This window comes from Brevundimonas naejangsanensis, from assembly GCF_003627995.1.
In the GTDB taxonomy this organism is placed as follows: Bacteria; Pseudomonadota; Alphaproteobacteria; order Caulobacterales; family Caulobacteraceae; genus Brevundimonas; species Brevundimonas naejangsanensis_B.
Map to the genome: position 1 here is coordinate 2,939,619 of NZ_CP032707.1, position 15,625 is coordinate 2,955,243.

At 69.4% G+C, this 15,625-nt stretch carries 17 protein-coding genes and 3 tRNA genes; 3 read left to right on the forward strand and 17 right to left on the reverse strand.

The window, feature by feature from the left end; all coding sequences use genetic code 11:
• The first annotated feature begins 39 nt into the window (after positions 1 to 39).
• Entirely contained in the window at positions 40 to 756 is a 717-nt protein-coding gene (locus D8I30_RS13940; RefSeq protein WP_121483263.1) for a polysaccharide biosynthesis/export family protein, read from the forward strand.
• 118 nt (positions 757 to 874) lie between these two features.
• Here D8I30_RS13940 and D8I30_RS13945 read toward each other — a convergent pair.
• The 7 genes from D8I30_RS13945 to D8I30_RS13975 form a co-directional block, all read right to left on the reverse strand.
• A tRNA-Pro gene (locus D8I30_RS13945) sits at positions 875 to 951 on the reverse strand.
• A 79-nt stretch (positions 952 to 1,030) separates the two neighbouring features.
• Positions 1,031 to 1,507, reverse strand: a complete 477-nt coding sequence (locus tag D8I30_RS13950; RefSeq protein ID WP_121483264.1) for a DUF192 domain-containing protein — start codon at positions 1,505 to 1,507, stop codon at positions 1,031 to 1,033.
• Between the two features lie 24 nt (positions 1,508 to 1,531).
• On the reverse strand, positions 1,532 to 2,047 hold the full coding sequence (locus D8I30_RS13955) for a cold-shock protein (protein ID WP_121483552.1): 516 nt from the start codon (positions 2,045 to 2,047) through the stop codon (positions 1,532 to 1,534).
• A 185-nt stretch (positions 2,048 to 2,232) separates the two neighbouring features.
• Positions 2,233 to 2,307: transfer RNA gene (locus D8I30_RS13960), tRNA-Glu, on the reverse strand.
• 181 nt (positions 2,308 to 2,488) lie between these two features.
• A tRNA-Glu gene (locus tag D8I30_RS13965) sits at positions 2,489 to 2,563 on the reverse strand.
• Between the two features lie 116 nt (positions 2,564 to 2,679).
• Positions 2,680 to 4,482 (reverse strand): single-stranded-DNA-specific exonuclease RecJ, encoded by a 1,803-nt coding sequence (gene recJ / locus D8I30_RS13970; protein WP_121483265.1) that lies wholly within the window; start codon positions 4,480 to 4,482, stop codon positions 2,680 to 2,682.
• A 165-nt stretch (positions 4,483 to 4,647) separates the two neighbouring features.
• Positions 4,648 to 5,112, reverse strand: coding sequence for a hypothetical protein (locus tag D8I30_RS13975; protein WP_240387261.1), 465 nt, complete (start codon positions 5,110 to 5,112; stop codon positions 4,648 to 4,650).
• An 81-nt stretch (positions 5,113 to 5,193) separates the two neighbouring features.
• Here D8I30_RS13975 and phaC point away from each other — a divergent pair, with 81 nt between their 5' ends.
• Positions 5,194 to 7,110 (forward strand): class I poly(R)-hydroxyalkanoic acid synthase, encoded by a 1,917-nt coding sequence (gene phaC, locus D8I30_RS13980; protein WP_121483267.1) that lies wholly within the window; start codon positions 5,194 to 5,196, stop codon positions 7,108 to 7,110.
• Complete coding sequence (locus D8I30_RS13985; protein WP_121483268.1) at positions 7,107 to 7,484, forward strand: hypothetical protein; 378 nt, start codon at positions 7,107 to 7,109, stop codon at positions 7,482 to 7,484. Before phaC ends, D8I30_RS13985 begins: the two co-directional genes overlap by 4 nt.
• Here the strand turns inward: D8I30_RS13985 and msrB are convergent.
• The 10 genes from msrB to D8I30_RS14035 form a co-directional block, all read right to left on the reverse strand.
• Positions 7,472 to 7,969, reverse strand: a complete 498-nt coding sequence (gene msrB, locus D8I30_RS13990) for a peptide-methionine (R)-S-oxide reductase MsrB (RefSeq protein WP_121483269.1) — start codon at positions 7,967 to 7,969, stop codon at positions 7,472 to 7,474. The genes D8I30_RS13985 and msrB overlap by 13 nt on opposite strands.
• A 45-nt stretch (positions 7,970 to 8,014) precedes the next feature.
• A complete protein-coding gene (argC, locus tag D8I30_RS13995) occupies positions 8,015 to 8,950 on the reverse strand; it encodes an N-acetyl-gamma-glutamyl-phosphate reductase (RefSeq protein ID WP_121483553.1) in 936 nt (311 codons plus the stop codon).
• Positions 8,951 to 9,181: 231 nt separating this feature from the next.
• On the reverse strand, positions 9,182 to 9,670 hold the full coding sequence (rpsI, locus tag D8I30_RS14000) for a 30S ribosomal protein S9 (protein ID WP_003165345.1): 489 nt from the start codon (positions 9,668 to 9,670) through the stop codon (positions 9,182 to 9,184).
• A 2-nt stretch (positions 9,671 to 9,672) separates the two neighbouring features.
• A complete protein-coding gene (rplM, locus tag D8I30_RS14005; RefSeq protein WP_205570784.1) occupies positions 9,673 to 10,146 on the reverse strand; it encodes a 50S ribosomal protein L13 in 474 nt (157 codons plus the stop codon).
• Between the two features lie 365 nt (positions 10,147 to 10,511).
• Positions 10,512 to 10,940: a molecular chaperone DnaJ gene (locus D8I30_RS14010; protein WP_121483271.1), complete on the reverse strand. Its 429-nt coding sequence runs from the start codon at positions 10,938 to 10,940 to the stop codon at positions 10,512 to 10,514.
• 7 nt (positions 10,941 to 10,947) lie between these two features.
• Positions 10,948 to 11,781: a division plane positioning ATPase MipZ gene (locus D8I30_RS14015; protein WP_121483272.1), complete on the reverse strand. Its 834-nt coding sequence runs from the start codon at positions 11,779 to 11,781 to the stop codon at positions 10,948 to 10,950.
• Positions 11,782 to 11,880: 99 nt separating this feature from the next.
• On the reverse strand, positions 11,881 to 12,552 hold the full coding sequence (locus D8I30_RS14020; protein WP_121483273.1) for an SPOR domain-containing protein: 672 nt from the start codon (positions 12,550 to 12,552) through the stop codon (positions 11,881 to 11,883).
• Between the two features lie 57 nt (positions 12,553 to 12,609).
• Positions 12,610 to 13,371: a chorismate mutase gene (locus D8I30_RS14025; protein WP_121483274.1), complete on the reverse strand. Its 762-nt coding sequence runs from the start codon at positions 13,369 to 13,371 to the stop codon at positions 12,610 to 12,612.
• A 314-nt stretch (positions 13,372 to 13,685) separates the two neighbouring features.
• Positions 13,686 to 14,249, reverse strand: coding sequence for a prephenate dehydratase domain-containing protein (locus tag D8I30_RS14030; RefSeq protein ID WP_121483275.1), 564 nt, complete (start codon positions 14,247 to 14,249; stop codon positions 13,686 to 13,688).
• Positions 14,246 to 15,616 (reverse strand): class II 3-deoxy-7-phosphoheptulonate synthase, encoded by a 1,371-nt coding sequence (locus D8I30_RS14035; RefSeq protein WP_121483276.1) that lies wholly within the window; start codon positions 15,614 to 15,616, stop codon positions 14,246 to 14,248. Before D8I30_RS14035 ends, D8I30_RS14030 begins: the two co-directional genes overlap by 4 nt.
• Positions 15,617 to 15,625 lie beyond the last annotated feature (9 nt).

Sequence of the window (15,625 nt, forward strand, 5' to 3'; positions counted from 1 at the left end):
GCCGCAGACGAATTTTCCCCGCCTGGACCGTCCTCGCCTATGCACGCTGATCGCCGCCTCATCCTCATGGCGCTCGCCGCCGGCCTGGCCGGCTGCGCCGGCGGCGCGCCCAGCGGCGGCCGTCCGCGCCCGATGGCGGTCGACGCCTTCCCCGACCTGCCCTTCGCCGACTGGACCGAGGTCGAGCCCGAGTACCGCCTCTATCCCGGCGACGAGATCGAGGTGGCCCTGCCCACCGCCTCGGAACTGACCCGCCAGCTGCGGATCGCCCCGGACGGCCGCGTCTCCCTGCCGCTGCTGGGCCATGTCACGGCGGCGGACCGCAGCCTGTCCGAGCTGGAGGCGGACATCTCGACCGCCTACGCCGACCACCTGCTGCGCCCCGAGGTCGAGGTGACGCTGCGCCAGGCCGGGCCGCTGAAGGTCTGGGTCGACGGCGAGGTGCGCAATCCGGGCGTCTTCGACATGCCGGGCGATATCGACGCCTATCAGGCGCTGATCATGGCCGGCGGCGTCCTGCCGACCGCCCGGGCCGCGCGCTGCGCCCTGATCCGCCGGGGGCCGGGCGAGGTGCGCATGATGCGGGTGATCGACCTGCGCGCCCCCCGCGCCGAGATCACGCCCCTGCGGCGCGGCGACATCCTCTTCGTGCCGCGCTCAAGCCTGGGCGAACTGGTGGCCTTCTTCGGCCAGGTGCGCGGCGCCCTGCCGATCGGCTTCTCCTACGCCATCAACGGCGCCTACGCCTCGACCTGAGGTCGGCAGGGGGCAGGCTAGGAGTCTGCATCCGACCCTTTGGAGACTTCCCTGAGGTCGGCTTATGGTGTGGCAAGCTCGGAGCCTCGGCCGTCTAGCCCAAGCGAGGCTCAAACCGTGGTCGGGGCGAGAGGATTCGAACCTCTGACCCTCTGGTCCCAAACCAGATGCGCTACCAGGCTGCGCTACACCCCGGACCGACGGAGCGCCCTCATGGCACGACGGGGCCGCCTCCGCAACGGATGAGGCGGCCTATTCCGACCCAAGCTCGAACTCAGGGGCGAAAGAAGGGGTGTTTCACCTGGTCGCCGGGCTTGGCCCCGATCTCGTCCGCCCGCCCTGCTCTCAATTCCAGCACGCCGTTGGCCGCGCCGTTCGAGGGAATCGGCGCCTCCGAATAGGGGGTGGCGTGCTTGGCGATCGAGACGATGCGGCCGCGCGGGTCGATGTAGATGATGTCCAGCGAACTGGGCGTGTTCCGCATCCAGAAGCTCTGCTCCGCGGCGCGAGGGAACTGGAACAGCATGCCCCGGTCGTCAGGCAGCGGCGGACGGAACATCAGGCCGCGCTGACGCTCTTCCTCGTCGTCCGCGATCTCGACCATGAACTTGTGCTCGCCCGACTGGGTGACGACCGTCAACGGCTCCAGCGGCCGGCCGGCCGCATCCAGGGGCGCGTTCTGGGCGCAGGCCGAGGTCAGGGCCGCCGCCGAAAAGGCGAAGGCCAGAAGGATGCGTCGGCTGTAGTCCATGTCTTCGTCCCTTTGCGGACGAAACTATTCGCCCGGTCTGATGTCGGCCACGACGAGCCCCTTGGGGCCCTCGGCGAAGCGCACATGCACCGGGTCGCCCGGCAGCAGGTCCTCAAGGCCGCAGCGCCGCAACGTCTCGACATGGACGAAGATATCGCCCGCCTGGCCGTCGCGCACCACGAATCCGTAGCCCTTGGTGCGATTGAACCATTTGACGACAGCGGCTTCCAGCGGGCCATCGACCGACGGCCGGGCGTGCGCCGAGCTTCGTACCGTCTCGCGGCGCACCGGCGCGGCGGCGGCCTCCAGCTCCATTATGGCGACCACCTGCCAGCCCTTGGGCCGCTTGGCGCATTCGCAGACGATGGCGGCGCCTTCGCCCGCCGTCTCATGACCGGCATCGCGCAGACTGGTGACGTGCAGCAGCACGTCCCGTTCCTCGGTCAGTTCCGGCTGGTCGGGCACGATGAAGCCATACCCCTTGCCGGCGTCGAACCATTTGATCTTCCCGACGACCTTGACGGTCTCAGTCGGCTCTATCACGTCGCAACTCGCCACCTTGAACCCCCGCCCGCACCACTGCGGGTCAGCTATACTAACACGGTTCTTTCAACACGGATAAGCAAGTTGCCCATTTTACGCCACATTGTCGACAAGCAAATGCGGCGCGCGCGAAATCGCGCTGAAAAAGACTGACGATGGGCGGGGAGATGAACAGCTCCGCGTGGCAGTCCCTAGGGGAATCGAACCCCTCTTTTCAGGTTGAAAACCTGACGTCCTAACCGATAGACGAAGGGACCGCTGCGCGGAGGAGCGGCCTGATAGCCGTCCCCTTTCGGCGATGCAAGAGGGCGTCGCGCGGTTTTTCAAAAAATCGACAGGCCGGGCGCCGGCCGAGACCGCCGCGCGACGACAAGGCCCCAGGCGCGCGAAATCGCGGTGCGGCAAGGTCTTGAAATGTCGGGGAGGAAAAACTCCGCGTGGCAGTCCCTAGGGGAATCGAACCCCTCTTTTCAGGTTGAAAACCTGACGTCCTAACCGATAGACGAAGGGACCGCTGCGCGGAGGACCGTGTAGATAGCCGCCGATTCCGCTTATGGCAAGCTCGCCTCGGCCGATTTGTGTGACTTTTTCAAAGACCTGCGTGTTTTCACGGCCAAGGCTGTCGGGTTTCAGGCCATGCGCGGGTCGGCCACGTCCTCGATCTCGAACTGGACGCCGCGACGGCCGTTCCAATCGTCGGCCTTGAGCCGCCCGACCAGGTTCAGCCCGCCCTGCCCCGCCAGCAGCGCCTTGCCCGTCGGCAGGTCGGCGCAGCGCCAGGCGATGGCCCGCACCGAGGCGCCGTCCGGTCCGACCAGGCGGCACCGCACATGGCCGCCGTTCATGGCGACCGGCTCGCGCGCCTGCACGCCCTCCAGGGCGAACAGGGGCTCGGGGTTGGCGGGGCCGTAGGGGGCCAGTTGCTCGAAGGCCTCGAACAGGTCGCGGGTCGCGGCGCGCGGGTCGATCAGGGCGTCGACCTCGACCCAGTCCTGGGCCACGGCCTCGACCCGCTCGTCCGACAGGCGCTCGTTGAGGAAGGCGCGCAGCTCGCCGATGCGGTCCGCCGCCACCGTCAGGCCCGCCGCCATGGCGTGGCCGCCGCCGGCGATCAGCAGGCCCTCGTTCCAGGCCGCCTGGACCGCGCGGCCCAGATTCATGCCCGGCTGCGACCGGCCCGAGCCCTTGCCCACGCCGTTGACGGCGTCCACGCCGATGACGACGACCGGCTTGCGCCAGCGTTCGCGCAGGCGGCCGGCCACGATGCCGACCACGCCGGGGTGCCAGTCCTCGCCCTCGATCACCACCACGGCGCTGTCGTCGGCGTGGGCGCCGGTCGCCTCGACACGGCGGACGGCCTGTTCGGTGACCTCGGCCTCGACCTCGCGCCGGGCCAGGTTCAGGGCGTCCAGCTCCTGGGCCAGGACCCGGGCCTCGTCCGGATCGTCGGTGGACAGCAGGCGCGCGCCCAGGTCGGACTTGCCGATCCGCCCGCCCGCATTGATGCGCGGCCCCAGGATGAAGCCCGCGTGATTGGCCTTGGCCGGCCCCGGCTCGGCGCCCGCCGCCGCCAGCAAGGCGCGCAGGCCAGGGTTGCTCCAGCTGGACATGACCTTGAGCCCCAGGCTGGTCAGGGCGCGGTTGAAGCCGGTCAGGCCCGTCACGTCGCAGATCGCCCCCATGGCCGCCAGGTCCAGCCACTGGCGGATGTCCGGCTCGGTCCTGCCCTCGAACAGGCCACGCCGCCGCGCCTCGCGGTTGAGGGCCGCCAGCAGGACGAAGACCACCCCCGCCGCCGCCAGATTGCCCTGGCCCGAGGCGCAACCCGGCCGGTTCGGATTGACCACGGCCAGGCAGGCAGGCGGCTCCTCACGCATCATGTGGTGGTCGATGACCACGACCTTCAGGCCGATGGCCGCCGCATGGGCCACGGACTCGTTGGCCGCCGCGCCGCAGTCGACGGTGATGACCAGATCGGCGCCGCGCGCCTTCAGCGTGTCGAAGGCCCGCGCGCTGGGGCCGTACCCCTCGGTCAGCCGGTCGGGCACATAGATGGGCAGGTCCGCCCCCAGGGCGCGGAACCAGCGCACCAGCAGCGCCGCGCTGGAGGCGCCGTCGACGTCATAGTCGGCGAAGACGTGGACGCTGGCCTGGGCTTGAAGCGCATCGACGATGGCGGCGGCGGCGGCGTCCATGTCCATGAAGCTGGACGGATCGGGGAACAGCGCCTTGAGCGTCGGGGTCAGGAAGTCTGCGCCGTGCTCGGCCGCCACGCCCCGCGCCGCCAGGGCCCGCGCCAGGGGCTCGTCCAGGCCCAGCGCCTGCATATGGGCGCGCGTCACCCCCGCCTCGGCGGGCCGCTGCCGCCAGGCGCGCCCCGACAGCGAGCGGCTGACGCCGAGGAAGACCGGCGAGACGCCCCCGTCGGCCATCACGACGCCCGATCGAGACTGTGGGAGGCGCGGCGGCGAGACATGGGCGGTCCTTTGGAAGAAGACAGATCAGGCGGCGGCGGCCTGGGCGGCCGTGCTCGGAAAATCAGGGGATTCGACCGCAGGCGCGACATTCGCGCCGTAAGGTCTAGGGCGCGGCTACGCCTATTGCGGTCGCGGGCGGTCGATGGGCGGCGGCGCCTTGGCCCGCTGGCGCAATTCCTCGGCGAAGGCCTCGACCTGTTCAGGCGTGCGCACGGTCAGGGGCGACATCTGGTCGGCGTCGATGCGACGGTTGACCGAGTCCAGGAAGGCGGCCGGGTCCTGGTTCAGCGTCCACTCGATGCGGGCAACATCGGCGGTCAGGGCGGCGTTGCGGCTTTCCAGGCGACCGACATCGGCGGCGATGGCGGCGGGGGCCGGCAGGTCCCGGCTGGCGGCAGGGAAGTCGGCCCAGCGCGGATACTGGCGATTCTCGCCGACCAGTTGCTGGATGCGCGGCGCCAGGGGCGACGCCGCATCGGTCCGAGGCTCGAAGGCGCTCACGCACCCGGCCGAAGCCAGGGCTGCGCCCATGGCGGCGGCCAGAGCCGCCGTCCGTCCCGTCTTTTTCAGCAGAAGCGCGTTCATTTCCGTCACTGACATATGCCATCATCGCTTCGGGAGGAAGGCGCGCGATCTCGCGCGCCCCCGATCGGAGGTTCGCCGAGCATGGCCAAGCGCCCGACCAAGGCTCCGCCGCAGGACGCGCCGGCGGCCGCGCCGGACAAGGCCGGACGCCCGACCTCGGCCAAGCCGCGCGCGCAGAAGGCTGCCCCAGCCGATGCGCCCCCCTCGCCCACGCCCGACTTCATGGCCTTCGGCGCGGAACAGCGTCAGCAGTTGGAGACCCTGTCCCTCAACCTGGCCAAGGCGGCCATGATGGCCCAAACGGCGGTGGCCGAGGCGGCTCTGTCGCAGGCCGACCGTCCCGCCGCCCTGTCGCCCGACCCGTTCAACGTCGCCCCGGCCATGAACGCGGTCATGTCCAGCCTGGCCGCCCGGCCCGAGAAACTGTTCCAGGCCCAGGCCGACCTGTTCGGCCGCTACATGGAGCTGTGGTCAACGGCGACCCGCCGCGCCATGGGCGAGACGGTCGAGAGCGCGCCGGCGACGGACAAGCGGTTCCGCGACCCCGCCTGGTCCGAGAACCCCATGTTCGACATGATGCGCCAGTCCTACCTGGCCACCTCGGACTGGATGAACAGCCTGGTCTCCGGCGTCGAGGACGTCGACCCGCGCGTGAAGCGCCGGGCCGAGTTCTTCACCCGCCTGCTGACCGACGCCTTCTCGCCCGCCAACTTTCTCGCCTCCAACCCCGTGGCGCTGAAGGCCCTGGCCGAGACCAGCGGCGAATCCCTGGTGCGCGGAATGCAGAATTTCGCCGCCGACCTGGAGCGCGGCGCGGGCAAGCTGAAGATCAGCCAGGCCGACCACGGCCGCTTCGTCCTGGGCGAAAACGTCGCCACGGCGCCCGGCCAGGTCGTCTGGCGCGACGAACTGTTCGAACTGATCCAGTACGACGCCGCGACCGAGACCCAACACGCGATCCCGCTGCTGATCTTCCCGCCGTGGATCAACAAATTCTACATCCTGGACCTGCAGCCGGCAAACTCCCTGATCCGCTGGCTGAGCGCGCAGGGGTTCACCGTTTTCGTCTGCTCCTGGGTCAACCCGGACCGGGACAAGGCCGAGTTCGGCCTCGATGACTATATGAACAAGGGCGTCTATCGCGCCGTCGAGAAGACGCTGGAGCAGACCGGCCAGAAGCAGCTGAACGCCGTCGGCTACTGCATCGGCGGCACCATGCTGGGCGCGACCCTGGCCCATATGGCGGCGCACGGGGATCAGCGCGTGGCCTCGGCCACCTTCTTCGCCGCCCAGCACGACTTCGCCGAAGCGGGCGACCTGCTGCTGTTCACCGACGAGCACTGGCTGGCCGAGATCGAGCGCCGCATGGACGAGGCGGGCGGCGTCCTGCCGGGCACGGCCATGGCCGACACCTTCAACGCCTTGCGCGCCAACGACCTGATCTGGTCCTTCTTCGTCTCCAACTACCTGATGGGCAAGGATCCGCCCGCCTTCGACCTGCTAGCCTGGAACGCGGACCAGACGCGTATGCCCAAGCGGCTGCACCTGCAGTATCTGCGCCTGATGTACGGCCAGAACGCCCTGGCCAAGGGCGAGTTGGAGGTCGGCGGCGAACGGCTGGCGCTGTCGAACGTCCGCATCCCGCTCTACTTCCAGGCCAGCCGCGAGGACCACATCGCGCCGATGAACTCGGTCTATCGCTCGGCCCGGCTGTTCGGCGGGCCGGTGACCTACACCCTGGCCGGATCGGGTCATATCGCCGGGGTCATCAACCCGCCGGCGGCGAACAAGTATCAATACTGGTCCAACGACGCCCTTCCCGAAACGCTGGAGGAATGGCAAGCGGGGGCCGAAGCGCATCCGGGCAGCTGGTGGAGCCACTGGGCCGCCTGGCTGCATCCCAAATCCGGCGCGCAGGTTCCGGCCCGCGACCCCGGGGCCGGGCCGCTGACGCCCATCGAACCGGCGCCCGGCGCCTATGTGAAAGTGAAGTCTTGAAGCGTATCGAACCCAATCTGCTGCTGGCCGTCACCACGGCCATCCCCCTGGCCCTGCTGATCGCCACGGCCAGCCTGTTCGGCGCGCCGGGCCAGTTGCTGAAGTATGTGATCATCGCCGTCCTGGTCCCGGCGGCTTTCGTGCCGCTGAACGCCCTGATGGCCAAGCGCATGGGCACGCGCCGCCCGCCGATGATCCATCCCGAGGCCGCCTCGACCGCCGTCTGGGCCAGCCTGTTTCCGGCCCTGATCATCCTGGCGGCGGGCGTGCCGGTGATCTTCCCCGGCCACGACTACGGCCTGCTGGTCATCATCGCGGCCGTCTTTTTCGGCGGCACGGTGGAATCGGCCATCAAGGCGCGTCAGGCGGGCTGAAAGCTCAGCGCCAGACCGTTGTTGCAGTAGCGCCGCCCGGTCGGCGGCGGCCCGTCCATGAACAGATGCCCCTGATGCCCCAGGCAGCGGGCGCAGTGGTATTCAGTGCGGGCGACGCCGATCAGGCGGTCGATCCTGGTCCCGATATTGGCCTCGGTCGCGCGGAAGAAGCTAGGCCATCCGGTGCCGCTGTCGTACTTCCACGCCGACTGGAACAGCGGCAGGGCGCAGCCCCTGCAGACGAAGACGCCGCGCCGATGTTCGTCGTTCAGGGGGCTGCTGAATGCCCGCTCGGTCCCCTGATGACGCAGCACGTTCCATGAGGCGTCGCCCAGTCGTCGCCGCCACTCGGCATCGCTGATCCGACGGAAGGGCGAGCCCGCCCATGCGTCCGCCGTGGCGTCCGCCGCCTCGGGCGCGCAGCCCGACAGGACCAGGGCCGTCCCGCCCAGAAGCACCGTCCGCCGCTCCAGAAAAGCGTCCATGCCCTGTAATCACGGGCGGACGCCTTTGGTTTCAGCTTGAAAGCGTCAGATCAGGCCGGTCGCCTCATCCAGGCCCAGCATGATGTTGAGGTTCTGCACCGCCGCGCCGGAAGCGCCCTTGCCCAGGTTGTCCAGCAAGGCGACCAGGCGCGCCTGCTCCCCTCCCCGGTCGCCGAAGACGTGCAGGCGCATGCGGTTGGTGCCTTTCAGGCCTTCGGGCTCGATGCCCGTCATGGCCTCCGTCTCCTCGAGGTCGGCGACCTCGACGAAGCGCTGGCCGTCATAGGCCTCGACCAGGGCGCCGTGCAGCCGCTCGACCGAGGGCGTCTCCGGCAGGGCCGACAGGTGCAGCGGAACCTCGACCAGCATCCCCTGGCGATAGTTCCCGACGGCGGGCGAGAAGAGCACAGGGCGCGACAGCCCCGCGTGCTTCGTCATCTCCGGCACATGCTTGTGCTTCAGCGTCAGCCCATAGGCGCGGAAGGCGGTGGAGGCGCCCTCGGCCTCGAACTCCGCGATCATGGCCTTGCCGCCGCCGGAATAGCCCGAGACCGCATTGATCGTGACCGGCCAGTCCGCCGGGACTAGCCCCGCCTTCACCAGCGGCCGCATCAGGCCGATGAAGCCGGTCGGATAGCAGCCGGGGTTCGACACCCGCGTCGAGGCGGCGATGGCCGCGCGCTGGGCCGCATCCATCTCCGCAAAGCCATAGGTCCAGCCATCCGCCACGCGGTAGGCGGTCGAGGCGTCGATGACCCGCACCTTGGGGTTCTCGATCATCGACACGGCTTCAATGGCCGCATCGTCCGGCAGGCACAGGATGACCGCATCGGCGCTGTTCAGCGCCTCGCGCCGCGCCTCGACGTCGCGACGACGGTCGCCCAGCAGCATCAACTCCAGATCGCCGCGCGCCTCCAGACGTTCGCGGATCTCCAGCCCCGTGGTCCCGGCCTCGCCGTCGATGAAGATGGTGTGGGTCATGCGCATCTCCTGCCCTTCTCCCCTTGTGGGAGAAGGTGGCCCGTCAGGGCCGGATGAGGGGTCTGACGAACCCCAGAAATCGGGCGACGAGATGACGGGGCGACAGGAGCGCAACCCCTCATCCGTCGGCCTTCGGCCGCCACCTTCTCCCACAAGGGGAGAAGGAGAAAAGGAAAAAGGCGCCTCGGGTTTCCCCGAAGCGCCCTTTGTATTCCCAGTCGCGGTCGCGACTTAGCGCTTCGAGAACTGGAAGCTGCGGCGAGCCTTGGCGCGGCCGTACTTCTTACGCTCGACGACGCGGCTGTCACGGGTCAGGAAGCCGTGCGGCTTCAGGACCTTGCGCAGTTCCGGCTCGTAGTGGGTCAGGGCGTGCGACAGGCCGTGACGGATGGCGCCGGCCTGGCCCGACAGGCCCGAACCTTCGACGGTGCAGATCACGTCGTATTGCGTGGCGCGGTCCGAGACGGTCAGCGGCTGGGCGACCATCATCTGCAGCACGGGACGGGCGAAATAGGCGGCCACGTCCTTGCCGTTGACGGTGATCTTACCGGTGCCGCGCTTCACCCACACGCGGGCGATAGCGTTCTTGCGCTTGCCGGTCGAGTACGAACGGCCCAGGGCGTCGATCTTCGGCTCGCGGACGATTTCCTCGGCAGCAGCGGTGCCCAGGCCCTTCAGGGCGTCAAAGCCGGCGGCGGTGTCTTGAGTCACGTCGGTCATGCTCAGGCGCTCCGGGTGTTCTTGGACGACATCGACTTGAAGTCGATGGTCACGGGCTGTTGGGCTTCGTGTTCGTGAGCCGCGCCGGCGAACAGGCGCAGGTGGGTCATCTGCTTGCGAGCCAGCGGCGACTCCTTGGGCAGCATGCGCTCAACGGCCTTCTCGAGCACGCGCTCGGGGAAACGACCGCCCAGAACCTTCTCCGGGGTCGTCTGCTTGATGCCGCCCGGGTGACCGGTGTGGCGGTAGTAGACCTTGTCGGTGTTCTTCTTGCCGGTGAACACCACCTTGTCGACGTTGGTGACGACGACGTAGTCGCCGCAATCAACGTGCGGGGTGTAGGTCGGCAGGTGCTTGCCGCGCAGGCGGTTGGCGATGAAGGTCGCGAGGCGGCCCACCACGACGCCTTCGGCGTCGATGTGGATCCACTTCTTCTCGACCTCGGCCGGCTTCAGCGAAGCCGTGGTGCTCTTCAGCATGATGAGGGTCCTGGAGACGAAAAACGCGGCCCGAACCAGATGGATCGAGCGGAGGCCGGGGTGATAGAGGGTCGCGCGACGAAGGTCAATGACGGTCGCGACGGGGATTTTGATGTATAGCGTTGATTTTGCTGAGTATTTTATATGAGGTATTAAAATACCTAGCATTTTAGCGCGCAGGATAGCGCACACCCTCTCCCTCCCCGTCCCGGGGAGGGTGGTCGGAGCGAAGCGGAGACCGGGTGGGGAGGGCTAGGTGATTGGGGCGCGCGCTTGAACAGCCTTGCCGCCCCCACCCGGTTTCGCCCTGACGGGCTCAACCACCCTCCCCGGGACGGGGAGGGAGAAGTTCGAGCGAGCCCCTACCCCTTCAGCAGCCGATCCCGGGCGGCGTTTACCCGTGCGGCCAGGCCCTCGGTGCCGCCCTGGTCCGGATGGGCGCGCGCCATCAAGCGACGCCAGGCGGCGTGAATCGTCTGCGCGTCCGCATCCGCCGAAACGCCCAGGATCGCCCGCGCCTCGGCCTCGCTCATGGGTTCAGCGTTTTGCGGCTTCGGCGCGGTGGGCCGGATGCGCGACTGCACCGCCAGCCAGACGCCCGCCGCCCCCAGCCCTGCCGCGGCCAGCCAGGCTCCGCGCGACGCGGCCAGCACCGCCCCGCCCAGGCAGGCGGCGCTCAGGATCGTCGCGGAAATGCGCCAATGGCCGCGCCGAGCGCGTTCGGTCTGCCGCCCCAGCCGCACCAGGGCCCACAGGGCCACGGCGGCCAGGCCCAGCCAGATCAAGCCCATCCGCCGATCAGGCCGCCGCGTCCAGCGGAGCGAGCGCGTCGTCCAGGCCCAGGGCCTGCATCAGATTGCGCAGTTCCTGGCGCGCCGCGACGTGGGCCAGCGACACCGACACCGGCCGGATGTCGTTCGACAGGTCCGCCACCGTCAGGCCGAAGGGGAAGAGCTCGCGATAGATGACCCGGTCGCGCAGGCCCGGCCCGACGCGGAATCCGACCCGCTTGGCCAACTTGGCCATGCGTTCTTCCAGACGGCGACGGTTGCGGGCCTCGGCCACGGCCAGGCGGTTGGTGACGACGATCCAGTCGATCGTGACCTGGCGGCCCTCGGTGATGGCGCGATGCTTGCGCGCCTCCCACACGCTCTCGGAATAGATGGAGGGCTTGAGCAACTCCAGCGTCACCGGATCCACCTGACCCAGCAAGTCGAAGTCGACGAAGCTGTCGTTCATCGGCGTCACGATCTGGTCGGCGCGGCTGTGCGCGGCCCGCGACAGGACGGTGTCGCCGCCCGGCGTGTCGATCAGGATGACGTCGGCCGAGGCCTTGGCCTCGGCATAGGCCGCCTCGAACCAGGCCAGCTGCTCGGCCTCGTCGGCCTTATGCAGGGCCTTGCCGTCGCCCATGTCGGGCACGATCGGCTGGGGCAGCTCATGGCCGTTGGCCTTCAGCCAGGCGGCGCGGTTGGCGAAGAACCGCTCCAGGGAGCGCTGGCGCAGGTCCAGGTCGATGACGGCGACCTTGCGGCCCGCGTGCAGCAGGCCGGTGACGATGTGGATGGCCAGGGTGGACTTGCCCGCCCCGCCCTTTTCATTGCCGATGACGATGACCTGAGGCTGCGCCATGTAAAATCCCGATGTGATCGGCAGGCGCGACTCAACTGCGTCGGCCGCCCGCCCGTGGCCGGGAAGATCGTGCCCCGAGGGCCAGTCGTCAACGAAACCTTAAGCCGCGCCTGTGGACGGGCGCGCCTCGGCGGCGCGGGCGCACCAGGGATCGGAAGCCGCCACGGCGCGGCACAGGGCCTGGGCCCGCTCCGGCGCGGCGGCGACCTTGAGCCGGACCAGGCGGCGGCCCCCGACATCGACGCCTTCATAGACAGGCTGCAGACCAGCCAGGACGGCGGCGTCCGGCCCGCGGTTCAGCCGCGCCCAGGCGGCGCGGGCGCCCTCCTCGCTGGAGAAGGCGCCGAGTTGGACCGAACGGGTTCCGGCGGCGGACGGCGGGGCGACCCGCCGCGCTTCCGGCTCCACAGCGGACGGCCGCTCGGAGATCGGCGCCTCCGGATCGCGAAATCCGGACGGCAGGGCGACAGCGGCCATTCGGGCCTTGCCCGCCACGCTGTCGCGGGCGTCCCACAGTTCGTGCGGAGTCAGCAATTCGACCTTGAGGGGCGCGCCCTTGGCCTTGGCGTTGGGAGAGGCTCGGGCAGCCTCGGCCGTCGACGCGGGCTCGGCCTCTTCGCCGGCCTCAGCGGACACGGGAATGGCGGCGACCGAGTCCGCCAGGGCCGCAAAGCGATGCGGATCGCGCTCGTTCACGCCGCAGCCGGCCAGCGCCAGCCCCGCCGCCAGGGCGACGAGAACGCGCGGTCGATGCGGGGCGAGCTGAGCCATGAGGCACCCTCGCCCGCCCCGCTTTGAGACGAGGTTAACGTCAATAGCCGCTGACGATCAGCCGACGGCGCCGACGCAGCCTTCGACGTCGCCCGGCGCCACGTCGGCGTCGGTCAGGGCCAGGGTCCAGCCGTGGTGGGTGTTCAGCCCCCAGCGGCGCGCGCCCGAGCCGTCGCCGGCGTCGCCGCCCGCCGTGACCACCACGCGGCGGCCTTTCGGCAGGGCCGGCGGGTCGATCTTGCCCACGGCCAGCGAGGTCGGGGTGTCGCCGCCGTAGCCGTCGAAGACGCTGAGCATGGACCATTCGCGACGCAGGCCGATCCACCAGGGATCGTCGCCGCTGATCGACAGGACGGCCACGCCGTGCCCCTCGGCCGCATGGGCCAGGGCGGCCTGCGGATCGAGGACCAGCTTGATGTCGGCGGCGGCGCCAAAGCGCAGGCGCGCGCCGTCCACGGCCTTGGCCGGGTCGATGGGGGCCCAGACCTGAACCTGCAGGCGACCCTGGCGGGCCAGACCCCAGCCGACGATCTCGCGCCACAGGTGCTCGACGGCTTCGCGATTGTCGGGGTCGCACTGCTTGAGGACGCGGGCCTGCACCGCCTGTTCGCGGTCGGGGCGCAGCTTGGTGTGGGGGCCGGTCGGGGCGTCCTTGGCCTGGCCCACCTGGGCGGCGATGGCCAGGCGGCGCTCGAACAAGTCCAGGATCTGGTCGTCCAGGCTGTCGATCTCGGCGCGCAGGGCGGCCAGCGCCTTCTGCTCGGGGCTCAGTTCAACGATTTCGGCGGGCCAGACTTGCTGGAGGGCGGATTGCGACATGGGAGATGGCTTTCGGCATGGGAATTTCGATGGGAGGCCGCGCCCCGCCGAACAATCAGGCAGGGACGCGCGGAGAGGCCGCTTGGGGAGAAGCGGTCGCCAGCGAGACAGTCAGGGTTGGTTAGAAGCCCGACGCCTCAGCCGGCGTATCGAAAGCCGTAATAGCCGTAGCCAAAATAGAAGCCGGCCACCGCGCGCGAGGTGGTTTCAACGATGAGATCAGCGCGCAGCGAGGACATGACTCCGGCCCGGTTGGAAGGATCAGGAACGATCCGATGGGACCTTAAAGACGCAAACTTTATGCGCGGTCAACCCTAGGGAGCCGTCAGCAGGACAAAACGCGTCCGGTTATCGCTGCAATCCTGCAGATCGTTGCGCAGAACCGTCAGCCCATAGACCTCGGCCGCGCGGGCGGGCGCCACGGCGGCGCGGGTCAGGTCGCCCGCCTCGGCCACGGCGGCGGCGGCGCCCCCGGTGTCGAACACCTCGACCGGAGTGATCTTCATCTCGGCCAGGGCGATGGAGCATTGCTGCAGGGCCACGGGGTGGCTTTCCGCCGTCTTGACGTCCGTCAGCCGCGCGCCCGGCAGACCCAGCAGGGCCAGGCGGATCGGCCGCCAGGCCTCGCTGACCACCCTCAGCCCGGCCTCGCGCACCAGGGTGGCGGCGGGCTCGACCACGCCCACGGTCGAGTTCTCGACCGGAATCAGGGCGCTCTGGCAATCGCCGCGCAGCAGGGCGTTGATCGCCCCTTCGAACGTCTCATAGCCGACCGCCTCGTCCCACGGACGCAGGTCGAGGCAGGCCTCGTGGCTGAAGGCGCCCGGCGCGCCCTGATAAGCGACGCAGCCGGGCCCCGTTTCAGCCTCGGCGGTCATGCGGCCTCGGCGCGCGCCAGACGACCGGCCTTGAGCCGCTCGGCCACCAGGAAGGCCAGCTCCAGCGCCTGGTCGGCGTTCAGGCGCGGGTCGCAATGGGTGTGATAGCGGCTGGACAGGTCATCCTCGGTCACCGCCTGGGCGCCGCCCAGGCATTCGGTGACGTTCTGGCCGGTCATCTCCAGGTGGACGCCGCCGGGGTGGACGCCCTCGGCCTCGGCCACGTCGATGAAGGTGCGGACCTCGCCCATGACGCGGTCGAACGGCCGCGTCTTGTAGCCGTTGGCGGCCTTCAGCGTATTGCCGTGCATCGGGTCGATCGACCAGATGACGCGCTTGCCCGCCGCCTTCACCGCCCGCATCAGGCCCGGCAGGCGGTCGCCCACCTTGTCGTGACCGAAGCGGCCGATCAGGGTCAAGCGGCCCGGGATATTGTTCGGGTTCAGGGCGTCGATCAGCGGCAGCAGGTCGTCGGCCGTCATGGTAGGCCCGCACTTCACCCCGATGGGGTTGGAGATGCCGCGCATGAACTCGATGTGGGCGCCGTCCAGCTGGCGGGTGCGCTCGCCGATCCACAGCATGTGGGCCGAGGTATCGAACCATTCGCCCGACGCCCCGTCCAGGCGCGTCAGCGCGCTCTCGACGTTCAGCAGCAGGGCTTCGTGGCTGGTGAAGACCTCGACCCGCGACAAGTCGGGATGGGTCTCGGGCGTGACGCCGACCGCCTCCATGAAGGCCAGGGCCTCGGTGATCTTGTCGGCCAGCTCGCGATAGGCCGCGCCCGCGCCGTGGTCGGCGAAGCCCAGGGTCCAGCGGTGGATGTTGTACAGGTCGGCGTAGCCCCCGCCCGCGAAGGCGCGCAGCAGGTTCAGCGTGGACGCCGACTGGTTATAGGCGCGGATCAGCCGCTGCGGATCGGGCGTGCGCTCTTCCGGGGTGAAGCCCATGCCGTTGATGATGTCGCCGCGATAGGACGGCAGCTCGACCCCGCCGATCTCCTCGACCGGCGACGAGCGCGGCTTGGCGAACTGGCCGGCGATGCGGCCGACCTTCACCACCGGCTTGCGGCCGGCGAAGGTCAGCACCACCGCCATCTGCAGGATCAGGCGGAAGGTGTCGCGGATGTTGTCGGTCGAGAACTCCTTGAAGCTCTCGGCGCAGTCGCCGCCCTGCAGCAGGAAGGCCTCGCCCGCCTCGACCTGGGCCAGATGGCTGGTAAGCTTGCGCGCCTCGCCCGCAAAGACGAGGGGCGGCATGGCGCGCAGCTCGTCTTCGACGCGCGCCAGTTCGGCGGCGTCCGGATAGTCCGTCGGCATATGCAGGACGGGCTTGTTTCTCCAGGATTCGGGGGTCCAGCGCTTACTCATTTCGCCAAG